We start from the raw sequence: 13,491 nt of genomic DNA on the forward strand, positions 1-13,491 counted from the left end.
GATCACTTCGTTCCTACAGTGCATTGTTTTTTCTACGTTCCGTGCATTTAGCAAACCATCATTTTTCAAAATAACCTTTCAAAACCTAACGCCGCATCTTCGGGTCTAAAGCATCGCGCAAGCCGTCGCCTAGCATATTGAAGCTGATCATGATCAAGCTAATAACGACTGAGGACATGATGAGCATGTGCGGATAGATGCGCATGAGTTTGTAACCATCGTTAATGATGGTGCCAAGTGATGCAGTAGGTGGCTGTAAGCCAAGCCCGATAAAGCTTAAGAATGCTTCTGTAAAAATAGCCCCAGGAATCGTGAACATTGAAGTTACGATGATCGGTCCCATCGAGTTCGGGATCAAGTGTCTGAACATAAGTCGCTTATCTTTCGCTCCTAATGTACGTGCTGCAAGCACATATTCTTGATCGCGAAGCTTCAATATCTGCCCCCGCACAATACGCGACATCCCGACCCAGCCCGTCATGACCATCGCTAGGACAATAGTGAGAATACCTGGCTTCAGCACGAGAATTAGCAAGATTACAATAATTAAGCTTGGAATCCCGACTAATACTTCGCAAATTCGCTGCATCACATTGTCGACCTTTCCACCATAGAACGCAGAGATAGCCCCGTACGCTACACCGATAATGACATCAATACAAGCAGCAAGCACAGCGATGAATAACGAGATTCGAGTCCCTTCCCAGATACGTGTCCACAAATCACGACCTAATTCATCCGTTCCGAACCAGAAGTAGTCGGTCACTCCTTTTTTCGCATATTGATCGACGCCTTGAATATCATGTCCATTGAAACCGAGCCACGGTATATTTTCTAGAAAAGGTACTTTCGGTGGTAATTTCGCACGTGTTAATTGCTGATCATCAAATCCCCATTTGTTCATATAAGGACCGAAGATCGCCATAAATATGAGGAAGATAATAATAATTAGCCCAACTAAAGCAACTTTATTTTGCCGAAAACGAATCCATGAATCCTGCAAGGAAGTAAGCGACTTCGTCGTTATTTTCTCAGGATTAAGGTTCGTGTCATCTGCTGGTTCGAATACTTCTTTATTATATGAATTGATAGGTAAGCTCACAGCTGCTTCCCTCCCGTCAAACGTATTCTTGGATCAATAACTCCGTACAGAATGTCTACGACAAAGATGATTGCAATAAATAAGAAGCTGTAGAATAACGTCGTACCCATAATAACCGGATAATCATTCGTCATAATGGATTTCGTGAACTGCTCACCTAGCCCCGGAATACTAAAGATGCGCTCAATCACCAGAGAACCCGTCATTAGGCCAATTGCCATCGGTCCAAGTAGTGTCAGAATGGGAATCATTGCGTTACGCAAGCCGTGTTTAAGCACAATTGCCGTACCGCCAAGCCCTTTCGCCCTTGCAGTTGTCATATAATCCTGCCCTAGAATCTCGATCATTTCCGTTCTCATAAATCGTGCAATCGTCGCAATAACGAATACCGACATCGAGATGGTAGGTAGTATCGTGTGGGCGAAGCCTTCCCAGAACGCAATCGGCAGCCACCCTAGCCGTACACCCACCCAATACTGTAGCATCCCAGCGAATACGAAGGAAGGAATGGACACCCCTAACACCGAAAATATCATCGACCCATAATCCCAAGCCGTATTGTGCTTCAGAGCTCCAATCATACCGAGCAGAAGCCCCACCAGAACCCCAAACACTAGCGCTTGAGCCCCTAGAATCGCAGACGGTCCAATACGCTCACCAATAATCGTCGTCACCGGTCTGTCTTCGAATTGGAATGACTTTCCTAGATCACCCTGCACCAAATTCGTCATATATTTGACGTACCGAATCGGAATAGGCTTATCCAAATCGTATCTTTCGTACAAAATTTTCTTCTGATCATTCGTGAGCTTCAAGTCATTAAATGGCGATCCCGGCAAGGTCTGCATCAAGAAGAACGTTAGCGTCGAGATAACCAAGAACGTCACCAGCATGTAACCCAGCCGTCTAGCAACATATTTCACCATACCCACAGCACCCCCAAGTCTATATTTTTGTTATCGCTTTCAAAAAGGTGTTTGACACCTTTTATCCTTTTTCCAAAATAAGCAAATCTCATGCCATGATCTTCTAATAATGTACCCTCTATCCATTTAGCAAGAGGTGTCAAAATACATATACAACTTGTTTACAGATAAATAGACACTTTTCGCCAATTCCTTATGATATAGACACTTCCAAATGGCATGAATTCATACAGGAGTTGGCTTGTTTCTTGCAACGAGAAGCATATGATATTCGCATGAAAAGGGGAGTCCAATGGATCAGTCATCAATTATTATTTGTCGATGTGAAGAAGTCAGCCTCGGTCAGATCGTCGATACAGCCAAGCAATACCAATGTTCGTCGCGAGAAGTTAAGCTTCGTACAAGAGCAGGAATGGGTTTTTGCGGAGGCAGAACTTGCCGTTTATTAATCGATACAATTATTGAACAAACATCAGGAGTGCCTACTCCACACGAAACAACGCTAAAGTATCAACCTCCTGTAAGGCCCGTTACTTTTCATAATTTGGGGGGTAATGAGTCATGAGCTACGGACGCATCGAGAACCATCCCATCTTAGGGCAATTACGTGAACGTCAGAAGATCAACATCACCTTCGATGGACAATTATTGCAAGGTTATGAAGAAGAGACCATTGCAGCTGCGCTACTAGCAAGTGGCATTCGTACACTTCGTTATCATGAGGAAAAAGGGACGCCTCGCGGCATCTACTGCAACATCGGGCATTGTTTTGAATGTCGAGTTACCGTGAATGGTAAAGATGGTGTGCGTGCTTGCATAACCACGATCAGTGAAGGAATGGAAGTTCGATCTGGTCAAGTCTTACCTACTCCTTTTCATAAAAAAGGAGGCAACGAGCATGATTGACGTCATCATCATTGGTGCTGGACCTGCCGGCTTGTCCGCAGCGATTGTATGTGCGGAGAATGGTCTTCAAGTGAAAGTAATCGATGAGTTTATGAAGCCTGGAGGCAGATTGCTTGGACAACTACACCAAGAACCGACCGGAGAATGGTGGAATGGGATTGAAGAAGCGAAGAACATGTACAATCGCGCCGTATCCTTATCCGTAGATATTACGCTTGGAACATCCGTCTATGATGTCCAGCCATCGAATTCCGGTTGGCGAGTCTATACCTCCGAAGAAATATTGGAAACTAACACCTTGCTGATCGCAACTGGTGCCGCTGAAGTTGCTGCACCTATGCCAGGTTGGACACTACCGGGGGTAATGTCTATTGGCGCAGCGCAAGTCATGACGAATGTGCACCGTGTACGTGTCGGCAAGCGCGGTATCATTGTTGGAGTTAATGTACTGTCTGTTGCCATTGCCAGAGAGCTTCAACTTGCAGACATCGAGATCGTCGGGATGATGCTCCCACCGCAGAATACTGTGAATAAAGATGCTGCTTCTCCTGAAAAAGTCATGCAGTCCTTACTGCGCGTCGCTCATCTTGCGCCTTCTGCGATTCTTCGCCTTGGCAGCAAGCTGATGAAATTCAAGCTGTTTCAGCGCCTTGGATTAGCATTTTATCCGAGTGGTTTACTCAAAATGTGGGGCATTCCAATTCACCTCAAACGTGCAGTCATCGAGATTTGTGGGGAAAATCAAGTCGAGAGCGTTAAAGTCGCTTACGTCACAGCAAGCGGCGAGGTCGTTCCGGGAACAACTCGCATCGCTCCTGTTGACTTCGTATGTATTGCAGGGGATTTGTATCCATTAGCCGAACTCGCATCCGTTGCTGGCTGCCCACTCCGATACGTACCAGAACTCGGTGGTCATGTACCGCTTCATGATACGAATATGCAAACACCACTCGAAGGACTATACGTCGCCGGTAACATTACAGGCATCGAAAGCGCCAAAGTCGCCAAAGCACAAGGGAAAGTAGCAGGACTTGCAATCGTCCAAAGCTTCAAACCGAAACATCCGATGGTGCAAAAAGAGCTAGATCAAGCCAAGCAGCAAGTCATCGACATCCGTGAACAAGCCCTCATCCAATTCCACCCGCAAGTCGCCGAAGGGCGCGAGCGAATCGCACGTATGGCATCTAATTCTGAAGTCGGTCAGGGAGTTATATAGTTGAAGTAAATCGCATCTAACCTTCGGTTGGGTGCGTTTTTGCTTTGGGGTTTCGTTCTTGGGGCTTTTCCATGGACTCTGCGCTGGCGGAAGCAGCGGGATGTTGCACTCGGTGATTGTACTTTAGGTTTTGCTTTGAGGTTTGCTTTGAATTTGAACTTCAGGTTGACTTGGGAAGGATTTAAGCTTTGCTTTGGAGACTGCTTGGGGATCTGACTTGTTTTTTTGATTGCTTTGAAGGTCACATAGTGAACTTTTAAAGATAATTTTCTAACGAACATTCAGATTGAAAACCTGATGTTCATTAGAAATGTTCTTTAAGAAACTTAGGGTTTCCCATTAAAAAGGGCTATCCCCTCGCAAAGCGAAGGGATAGCCCTTTATCCTCACACACCTTGTGTTATAAAAGTTAAACGGAAGAGAAATATGCACTGTAGGAACGAAGTGTTCGCCTTTGAAATCGAGAATTACCCATAAAACCTAATCAAATAATTCTCGATTGAGACAGCGACCGGAAGTGCATATTTCTCTGCAGTGACACCACTTTTATCCCACCAAAACTAACTGTATTTTATAGCACAAGTCTTAACCTCACTATAGAAATCAAGTGCAGCCTGACCTTGCTCTCTTGTATGCGAACTCGACCATTTCGTTCCGCCAAACGGTGCTTGGTATTCAACACCAGCTGTCTCTTGATTAACTCGAACCATCCCAACCTCAGCATCGTCCAAGAATCGTAATCCTTGATTTAGATCTTGTGTAAATACCGAAGCACTCAGCCCGAATATCGTCGCATTACACAAGGCAACCGCATGTTCATAGTTGTCTGCTTCAAGCACGACCGCTACTGGTCCGAAGATCTCCTCCTGTACAAGCGGATGATCGCTGCTCACACCAGACACCACTAAAGGATGAATAAAGTAACCTTCACCATCAGCCACGTCAGACTTACATTCTGCAACAACTTGAGCTTGCTCACGTGCCATCGTTACATAAGACATGACACTATCGTATTGGCTGCTTGATGCTACTGGGCCCAGATAAGCTTTGGCATCAAGTGCCGGTGCCATGATGAGAGCTTCCATTCCCTTCTGCAAAGCAGCTGTAAAGCTCGGCATAATCTCCCGCTCCACAATAATACGACTCGTTGCTGTACACTTCTGCCCCGCCGAACGGAACGCACCACTTAGAATAGCTGGAATCGCAAGATCAAGGTCTGCATCTTTCAAGACAACAGCTGCATTCTTGCCGCCCATCTCCGTTTGGTACTTGATATTGCGTCTAGCACAGATCGCTGCAATACGTTGACCCGTTGAAGTTGAACCTGTGAACGAAATTGCATTCAGGTTGCAATGCTCAAGCAACACATCGCCGATCTTACTTCCCTTACCGATAACTAAATTTATAATTCCAGCAGGCAATCCTGCATCCACAAAAATTTCGATCATCTTCGTCGCTGTTAAACACGCGAACTCAGCTGGCTTCCATACGACCGTATTACCACAAAGAAGCGCAGGCGCAATTTTCCAAATCGGGATTGCAACAGGGAAGTTCCACGGTGTAATGATGCCAACAACGCCTAGAGGAACACGCTTCGTGTATTGAAGTACACCCGCTTCAGAGGCTGGAATCACACTACCATGACTGCGCACGCCTTCCGCCGCATAATACTTCAGCAGATTAACTCCGCGCATCACTTCGCCTTTCATCTCACTAATCGGCTTACCCATCTCACGACTTGCAATAGTTGCGAGAGTTTCTACATTTGCTTCAAGAGCAGTTGCTAAGCGACCTAACGTATCACCGCGTTTAGCCGGAGACAATCCTGCCCAACCTGGCAAAGCACTACGCGCCGCCTGCTCTGCATGAAGTACTTCACTTGCACCTGACAAATGTACAATTCCCACTTGCTCTTTCACATTCGAAGGATTGTGTACGATCAGTTCACCATCAGTTGGTATTGACCACTCACCACCGATATAGTTCTGACTATGTATCATGGCTAGCACCTCCAAGCTTTACATTAGTTCGCGCTAATCGCAAGGTTAGATTTTGTCGCATAATCGAATGCTGCTTTAATTGCCACTTCTTCTTCCGGTGTTAATCCAAGGCGTGGCGGACGACAAGGACCTACTGGGCGGCCGATAAGCTCCATCGTATATTTAATCGCCTGTACCAAGCGAGGACCTGCATCATAATGGAATAATGGAACAAGGCGACGGAACAGTTCAAGCGCCTCAGGCAATTTACCTTGTTGTGCCCATTCGAATACGTCTACGCTTTCTCTTGGCATCGCATTAACGAAGCCCGCAATCCAACCCGTTGCTCCTGCAATTGCGCCTTCAAGTGCTAGATCATCAACACCTACAAGAACTTCAAGATTCGTCTCACGAATCACATCGTGCATACGGCGAATGTCGCCGGAGAATTCTTTTACCGCAACAATGTTATCGAACTCCGCTAACTTTTTCAGGACACGTGGTGTCAAATCAATTGGATAATCATGCGGATTGTTATACACGATAACTGGCAATCCAACATTTGCTATCGCTTGGTAATGCGCAATAACTTCTGCTTCGTTCGCCTTGTAGTTAATTGGCGGCAATGCCATTACACCTGCAGCACCTTTTTCCATGGAGAAACGAACCCAATCTGTCGCTTGCTTCGTAGATGGAGCCGCAGAACCTACAACAACTGGCACACGTCCAGCCGCAGCTTCAATAGTCGTCTCAATGACTTTCGCGCGCTCTTCTGACGAAAAAGTTGCATATTCCCCTAAAGAACCTGTCGGAATAATTCCGTGTACGCCTTGCTCGATCAGCCAATTCACATGATCATGCAAACCTCTGTAATCGACCTCATAGTCATTTGTAAATGGGGTAATTGTTGCTACATAAACACCTGGAAATTTTGGCATTTGATAATCTCCTCTCAATTATGTGGTGAAACGCTCACCTTCTGTATTGCAAGAAGCATACCTACTTTCTCAAATTGCCTTCATTTTTCGTAAAGAAGAGGATAATATTTTTTCTTCTTCTCGGTATTTGGCGACCGTCCGTCTTGAAATTTCGATTCCACTCTTCTGAAGCATATTCGCAATAATCTGATCCGATAGCGGTTTACGCTTATCTTCCTCATGAATGTATGCACGAATAGTGCTCTTAACAGCCCTTGACGAAATATCTTCACCTTTAGCAGTCTGAATTCCGTTTGAGAAGAAGTACTTCAGCTCATAAATCCCCCTCGGTGTATCAATAAACTTGTTCTTAATCGCACGACTTACTGTCGATTCATGTATGCTTAGCGTGTCAGACAAATGCCTTAGATTCATCGGTCTAAGATTACCATCCTCCCCTTCGAAGAATGCCATCTGCTCCTGTACAATCGCATAGATCACTTTAAAAAGCGTATCATTACGGTACTCCAGACTGCGAATCAACCACTGAGCTGACTTCATTTGATCTTGAATGTAGCTGGCAACTTCCTCGCCTTGAGCGCTTTTGACTAGATCGACATACTCGCGATTAATCGTGACTTTGGAGCAAGTACTTCGTTTCATTTCGATTACTAAATTGTTATTTGCAAAAGAAACTTCTGCATCTACAACGATATTTTCTTTCTCATGACGACCGTAACCAAGTCCTGGACGCGGGTTTAACGTACGAATGTAGTCCAGAATTTTAGGCATATTTTTCTCATTTATGTCTAATTCTTTAGAAATTTTGTCGTATTTACCTTTTGCAAGCTCAGACAAATAGTAAGTTACAACTTCAAGTGCTCCAACCGGCGCATCTTCATCACGCTTGATCTGAATGGTGAGACATTCTTGTAAGTCTCGTCCTCCAATGCCTGCTGGATCGAATGTGTGCAGCTTAGCGAGCGCATTTTCAACATCATCATAAGTGAGATGCAATGCCTTAGCCGTTTCTTCAACCGTTATAGCTAAATACCCCGCATCATTCAAATTTCCTGCAAAATATGAGATCGCCTTGAACTCGGCTAAATTATAGGAAGTCATCCTCAGCTGCTGCATAATCCAATCTTCCAAAGTATCAACATGAACAGCTAAACTACCAAGCGAATCAAGATGGCTATATTTTTCATTAAAGCGCTTACTTTTTATTGAAAAAGGATCTTGCTTCCACTCCACTTCAATCAGTGGATTTTCACTTGCACGTTCTTGCACATAAGCATTCAGTTCTGCGCTTGAGAGTTGAAGAATATGAATAGACTGCTTAAGCTCAGGTGTCATGTATAATTTGATATGCTGTTCCTGACTCAAGCTATACGTCATGTTCATGCGAACTCACCCTTTCTCAGCGTTGTTTAATTCATTATATGCAAGAATCATGCCAAGTTTAACTTGGAAGTTTGCGGATTGTGGAGTGAAACATCGCTTTTTATATCTTTTTCACCGGACAATAAATGTTAACCTCATTCTTCACCGTATCGTTATCCCTGATTGTTAACTCATCGTATCTCTCAAAATAATAAGCAACATCATCATACGCATAGCCATTTTCACTCAACCATTTTGAAGTATAATCATAAGCGGTTCCCGTCAGACTACTAGGTCCCACATAATGGGTTAGTGAATATAGTCGCGGTAGTAAGTGAATATGTACCATGCCGTGAGGCAAATTTAACATCGGTTCCACTTCATAACAACAATAGAAATCAATAACTCTTGTGTTCCCTTTATAGTTTGGCGGGGTTATACCGTAGGTGACAGTCGGGTTCGTTATATGACGGATCTCATCTTTTCTTCGCTCTAGCTCCATGAATGCCTGATTAACACTTTCACCCATGTTAAAAAAATTAGCAGTTGCTCGAATACCTACATAGGTTGTGATTTCTTCGGTATCTATTATTTCGATATGCATCGTAACTACCTCTTTCATCACGACTTCGTTTTAACTAAACCTGTACGCCTGCTCTTCATATTCCTTGCTGCTCGTGCTCCGATCTGTGATGCCTCCAGTCCACTGAAATAATTATCTAGTGCCACTTTGTTGTTAAATTAAATCTTTCTGTTCATAAATGACCTTTTTTAATGTTTATGTAAAATAATACAAGTAATATTCGTGAACCAATTACTTGATCCCTTTTTTAATAGAATAAGAGGTTTCACCTATGCCAACAGGCAGGCGTATGCCGTTACCCGGTCAGCTGTCCCTACATAGGTATAAGCAGATGGGAAAAACGTACGCATTGAACGAGGATGGTGAAAATGAGTTGGTACTAAAGCGAAAGAAACTCGGCACTCAATTGACTGGAAGAATCGTGATACCCGGAAACCCTACTTACAATGCAGCCAGAATGGAGTACAATCGACGGTTTTCTAAATTTCCACGGGTCATCGTTTTTTGTAGACGAAAACAGGATGTGATAAACGCAGTTAAATGGGCTCGTGAGCATGGTGTTCGACTTCGTGCACGCAGCGGTCGACACAGTTATGAGGGGTTTTCAGCTGTTAATGGCGGAATCATCATTGATGTGAGCGAAATGAATAAGATTCAAGTGAATCGCAAGAATAGAATCGCACGCATACAGACAGGCAATCCCCTTGCCCGCGTGTATCAGAAGCTATGGAATAAGCGCCTCGCACTTCCAGCTGGAACAGCTCCTGATGTTGGCGTTGCTGGACTTACCTTAGGTGGCGGGATTGGTCTTTTGACACGTAAATATGGATTAACCTGCGATAATCTCAAACAAGTGGAGATGGTCGTTGCATCCGGGCAGCAAAGCGCGAAGTCGATCGTAGTCAACAAGAACAAACATAGCGACCTCCTCTGGGCCTCCAAAGGTGGCGGAGGAGGAAGTTTCGGCATTGCGACATCGTATACATTTGGCGTGCAACCTATCCAGAATGTTTCAATCTACAGCATTACATGGAAATGGCGTGATCTAGAGAAGGTATTCCCAACTTGGCAGCGCTGGGCACCTTCTGTTACGAATCGCCTAACTTCCACCATAGAGGTAGCCGCTAAGGAAGTAGGGACGATACTTTCTACCGGTCAACTACTAGGCAGTGCAGAGGAACTCCGACAATTAATTAAACCATTGCTTCAAGCAGGAACCCCTGTGAAAGTCATGGTGCGAACCGTATCCTTTATTGAAGCAACTCAATTTTTTGCTGAATCCGACCTCAATCTAGAACCCAAGTTTAAAATATCTGGAGCTTACGGTTATAAGCCCCTGCCACGGGCTGGCGTACAGATCATCCGTGATTCCCTAGCCCATGCGCCCAACAAGCACTCTACCGTATGGTGTCAAAGCTTAGGCGGTGCAGGAAGTGCGGTGAGCCGAATATCTCCGACCGCAACAGCCTATCCGCATCGGAAGGCAGAGACTATCTATGAACTATCCGCACGTTGGCGAAACGAAAACGAAGGACAGAAAAATATAAAGTGGGTCAAGCGATTCCGCAAAGCGCTGCGCCCTTTCGTCATTGGCGATTATGTAAACTTCCCTGATTTGCAGATTAAAAACTGGCCTAGGGCATATTACAGTGTCAACTTCCCAAGACTTAAGCGTGTAAAACGAAAATACGACCCACATAATGTGTTTCGCTTCGCCCAGAGTATACCGGTGAAGTGATTAGTTGACCAGAATTGATACCCCCATAATTAGATATTTAAAGGTTAAAAAAACAAACCCAGTCCTTTTACAGACTGGGTTTGTTTCATTTCTTTTCCTGCCTCCCCACCCAACGTGGTAAGGGGAGCGAAGGAGAATGATGTACCGGAAGAGCGATAGCGGTCGCCTTGATGCCGGAGTGTCCCTACCTATTTACCCTTACATTCAGGGGACACGGAGTCATAGCGACTGAAGGTATATCATTCACCGTAGCGCCACTCCCCCCATATCCCTTCATTCACCGTAGCTTCCCTTACCTAAGCAACCTCAACCCATTCAATATCACCAAGATCGTACTTCCCTCATGTCCAACAACTCCAAGCGGTAGCGGCACACCGATCACGAAGTTCGAGATAATGAGCGATGCAATAATCGTCAGCGCAAAAATCATATTTTGCTTTACAATCTTTTTCAATCGTCTTCCCAATACAATCGCTTCATGGATTTTATTCAAGTCATCATTCATCAGGATAATGTCCGCTGTCTCAAGTGCTGCGTCACTACCCATTACACCCATCGCGATACCAACAGAAGCTGTTGCAAGTGCAGGTGCATCATTCACGCCATCACCGACCATGCCGACTTTGCCATGTTTCGCTTTAAGCTCATTAATTACGTTCAGCTTATCTTCTGGAAGCAGCTCTGCGTACACCATATTCGCGTCAATGCCTGCTTCTTCGGCAATCGCATGTGCTGTCATCTTCTGATCGCCTGTCAGCATCGCTACCCGAACGCCGCTTTCTCTAAGCTTCGCAATAAAGCTTTTTACTTCGGGACGTACACGATCCTGCAATCCAATAATACCCGCAATCCCTTGCGAATTTTGAAGAGCAATAACCGTCTTACCTTGCTTCTCAAGTGTACGAATCTGCTGCATCACTTGCGGATCAGCCTTCAAGTTCTCTTCCACAAAGCCAGGCTTACCAATTTTCCAAGAGTCGATACAATAACTAGCTTCGATCCCCCAACCGGTATGCGATTCAAAGTCCATCGGTCTTCTAATTTCTAGCGACATATCTTTTGCTTTTTGCACAATCGCTTTGGCAATGGGATGCGCGGACAAACTTTCAAGTGACGCCGCAATTTGAATAAATTGTTGCTCTGTATACCCTTGGAAAGTATGAACATCTGTCACGGCAAGCTTACCTTGTGTTAATGTACCTGTCTTATCGAATGCAATCACGTTCACTTGTGCCAAATTCTCAATGTGTGCACCGCCTTTGAACAAGAGACCTTTTCTAGCTCCATTGGAAATTGCGGACAACACGGCCGGCATAATCGATGCGACAAGCGCACAAGGTGATGCAACAACGAGGAATACCATCGCTTTATAGAACGTATCATTCCAGCTCCAACCAAAAACATAGTGCGGCAAGAACATCAATACAGCCGTAACTAGCAAGATCACTCTTGCATAAACACGCTCGAATTTCTCCATGAACACTTGAGATTTCGGCATTTCACTTTGCGCTTCTTGAACCAATTTAATAATTTTCGAAAATAAACTGGACTCACTCGTTTCCTTCACTTCGACGAATAATGCACCTTGACCATTGAGTGTTCCAGCGAACACTTCGCTACCTGCCGTTTTATCTACGGGCAAAGACTCTCCTGTAATGGACGCTTGATCAACCGCAGAAACCCCTTCTTTTACAATCCCATCAGCTGGAATGCGCTCACCTGGTTTTACAATCACAATCTGACCAATCTCTAGGCTGCCAATCGGCACTTCTGTCTCTTTACCATCTTGAAAAAGAATCGCTGTCTCCGGTTTTAATCCCATGAGTGCAGACAAATCCTTGGAACTGCGGTTCATCGTGAATGTCTCAAGCGCACCGCTTAATGCGAAGATGAAGATCAACATCGCACCTTCTGCCCAATAACCGATACATGCAGCACCAACCGCTGCGAGCAGCATCAATAAATTCACGTCGAGGTCTTTCTCTTTCACTAACGTGATCAAACCTTCTTTCGCCTTCACATATCCCCCAATGATATAAGCGGCTAGGTAAATTAGATACACGGGTCCATCTGTATAATGTCCTAGAATCCATGCAATCGCCATGAGCACACCACTTGCTAGTGCGCCTGTAATCTCTCCGTATTGTTCCAAGAAATCTTGTAGTCTTTGTTTCATTGAGACCCCCTCTTCCCTTTTTACTTTTGCTGAGTCATTCATACTGGATACCGTCTGGCTCATCATAATCTCTCCCTGTATTTGAATTTGAATTTGAAGTTAAATGTGAATGATAATCGTTATTAATACCCTAAAAATGGCTCATGCTGTTCCCCCTAAGAGGAACAGCATGATTGAGAATGATATTCATTTTTACGATGGGCATAACTTTTGTATATAGGAAACTTTATAATAATTATTATAATCTAGAAATTACTCTAAATCAATATACATTCGCCTATTCCCCGCAAAATATTCATTCCCCCTTCTAATCCATTAACAATGATAATCGTTATTACTACCCTAAATATAGCTCATGCTGTTCCCCCTAAGAGGAACAGCATGATTGAGAATGATATTCATTGTTGTTTGTATGCATAAATTTTGTGTGTAGGCAACTTATGATAAAAGTATAGGTGACAAACGAATTTCCGTCAACTATTTATTACATGCAATCTCGAATAGATATGAGATCATATGTTTGCTATAATGGATTGTTGCTTCACTTTTGCAAGGCGACAGCTAA

The 13,491-nt window shown here is 44.4% G+C and carries 11 protein-coding genes; 4 read left to right on the forward strand and 7 right to left on the reverse strand.

All coding sequences use genetic code 11. The features are described 5' to 3' along the window. Positions 1 to 85: 85 nt before the first annotated feature. Positions 86 to 1,102, reverse strand: a complete 1,017-nt coding sequence (opp3C, locus tag NV379_RS19225; protein ID WP_373426132.1) for an oligopeptide ABC transporter permease — start codon at positions 1,100 to 1,102, stop codon at positions 86 to 88. Beyond that, entirely contained in the window at positions 1,099 to 2,028 is a 930-nt protein-coding gene (opp3b, locus tag NV379_RS19230; protein ID WP_258208959.1) for an oligopeptide ABC transporter permease, read from the reverse strand. Before opp3b ends, opp3C begins: the two co-directional genes overlap by 4 nt. A 292-nt stretch (positions 2,029 to 2,320) precedes the next feature. On the opposite strand from opp3b, the gene NV379_RS19235 reads away from it, so the two are divergent. From NV379_RS19235 to NV379_RS19245, 3 genes are read left to right on the forward strand one after another with little or no spacing between them, the layout of a single operon-like run. Then, positions 2,321 to 2,593 carry a (2Fe-2S)-binding protein gene (locus tag NV379_RS19235; RefSeq protein ID WP_258208960.1) on the forward strand — a complete coding sequence of 91 codons (273 nt, stop codon included), beginning with the start codon at positions 2,321 to 2,323 and terminating at the stop codon, positions 2,591 to 2,593. Beyond that, positions 2,590 to 2,934 carry a (2Fe-2S)-binding protein gene (locus NV379_RS19240; protein ID WP_258208961.1) on the forward strand — a complete coding sequence of 115 codons (345 nt, stop codon included), beginning with the start codon at positions 2,590 to 2,592 and terminating at the stop codon, positions 2,932 to 2,934. The genes NV379_RS19235 and NV379_RS19240 overlap by 4 nt, the downstream gene beginning before the upstream one ends. Continuing rightward, positions 2,927 to 4,150, forward strand: a complete 1,224-nt coding sequence (locus NV379_RS19245; RefSeq protein ID WP_258208962.1) for an NAD(P)/FAD-dependent oxidoreductase — start codon at positions 2,927 to 2,929, stop codon at positions 4,148 to 4,150. The genes NV379_RS19240 and NV379_RS19245 overlap by 8 nt, the downstream gene beginning before the upstream one ends. Before the next feature lie 560 nt (positions 4,151 to 4,710). On the opposite strand, the gene NV379_RS19250 is transcribed toward NV379_RS19245, so the two are convergent. The 4 genes from NV379_RS19250 to NV379_RS19265 form a co-directional block, all read right to left on the reverse strand. Then, positions 4,711 to 6,147: an aldehyde dehydrogenase family protein gene (locus tag NV379_RS19250; RefSeq protein ID WP_258209126.1), complete on the reverse strand. Its 1,437-nt coding sequence runs from the start codon at positions 6,145 to 6,147 to the stop codon at positions 4,711 to 4,713. A 26-nt stretch (positions 6,148 to 6,173) separates the two neighbouring features. Then, positions 6,174 to 7,067, reverse strand: coding sequence for a dihydrodipicolinate synthase family protein (locus NV379_RS19255; protein WP_258208963.1), 894 nt, complete (start codon positions 7,065 to 7,067; stop codon positions 6,174 to 6,176). 69 nt (positions 7,068 to 7,136) lie between these two features. Continuing rightward, positions 7,137 to 8,450: an RNA polymerase factor sigma-54 gene (rpoN, locus tag NV379_RS19260; protein ID WP_258208964.1), complete on the reverse strand. Its 1,314-nt coding sequence runs from the start codon at positions 8,448 to 8,450 to the stop codon at positions 7,137 to 7,139. 100 nt (positions 8,451 to 8,550) lie between these two features. Beyond that, on the reverse strand, positions 8,551 to 9,051 hold the full coding sequence (locus NV379_RS19265; protein ID WP_258208965.1) for a GyrI-like domain-containing protein: 501 nt from the start codon (positions 9,049 to 9,051) through the stop codon (positions 8,551 to 8,553). A 292-nt stretch (positions 9,052 to 9,343) separates the two neighbouring features. On the opposite strand from NV379_RS19265, the gene NV379_RS19270 reads away from it, so the two are divergent. Continuing rightward, positions 9,344 to 10,750 (forward strand): FAD-binding oxidoreductase, encoded by a 1,407-nt coding sequence (locus NV379_RS19270; protein WP_373426137.1) that lies wholly within the window; start codon positions 9,344 to 9,346, stop codon positions 10,748 to 10,750. 292 nt (positions 10,751 to 11,042) lie between these two features. On the opposite strand, the gene NV379_RS19275 is transcribed toward NV379_RS19270, so the two are convergent. Then, positions 11,043 to 12,926 (reverse strand): heavy metal translocating P-type ATPase, encoded by a 1,884-nt coding sequence (locus NV379_RS19275; RefSeq protein ID WP_258208966.1) that lies wholly within the window; start codon positions 12,924 to 12,926, stop codon positions 11,043 to 11,045. Positions 12,927 to 13,491 lie beyond the last annotated feature (565 nt).

The sequence above is a fragment of the Paenibacillus radicibacter genome, assembly GCF_024721995.1.
Taxonomy (GTDB): Bacteria; Bacillota; Bacilli; order Paenibacillales; family NBRC-103111; genus Paenibacillus_AM; species Paenibacillus_AM radicibacter.

What these genes read in the sequence shown, in the direction of transcription:
- rpoN (WP_258208964.1), bottom strand. Translation starts at nt 8,450, where the DNA reads ATGAACATGACGTATAGCTTGAGTCAGGAACAGCATATCAAATTATAC.
- NV379_RS19245 (WP_258208962.1), top strand. Translation starts at nt 2,927, where the DNA reads ATGATTGACGTCATCATCATTGGTGCTGGACCTGCCGGCTTGTCCGCA.
- NV379_RS19270 (WP_373426137.1), top strand. Translation starts at nt 9,344, where the DNA reads ATGGGAAAAACGTACGCATTGAACGAGGATGGTGAAAATGAGTTGGTA.
- opp3b (WP_258208959.1), bottom strand. Translation starts at nt 2,028, where the DNA reads ATGGTGAAATATGTTGCTAGACGGCTGGGTTACATGCTGGTGACGTTC.
- NV379_RS19275 (WP_258208966.1), bottom strand. Translation starts at nt 12,926, where the DNA reads ATGAAACAAAGACTACAAGATTTCTTGGAACAATACGGAGAGATTACA.
- NV379_RS19255 (WP_258208963.1), bottom strand. Translation starts at nt 7,067, where the DNA reads ATGCCAAAATTTCCAGGTGTTTATGTAGCAACAATTACCCCATTTACA.
- NV379_RS19235 (WP_258208960.1), top strand. Translation starts at nt 2,321, where the DNA reads ATGGATCAGTCATCAATTATTATTTGTCGATGTGAAGAAGTCAGCCTC.
- NV379_RS19240 (WP_258208961.1), top strand. Translation starts at nt 2,590, where the DNA reads ATGAGCTACGGACGCATCGAGAACCATCCCATCTTAGGGCAATTACGT.
- NV379_RS19265 (WP_258208965.1), bottom strand. Translation starts at nt 9,051, where the DNA reads ATGAAAGAGGTAGTTACGATGCATATCGAAATAATAGATACCGAAGAA.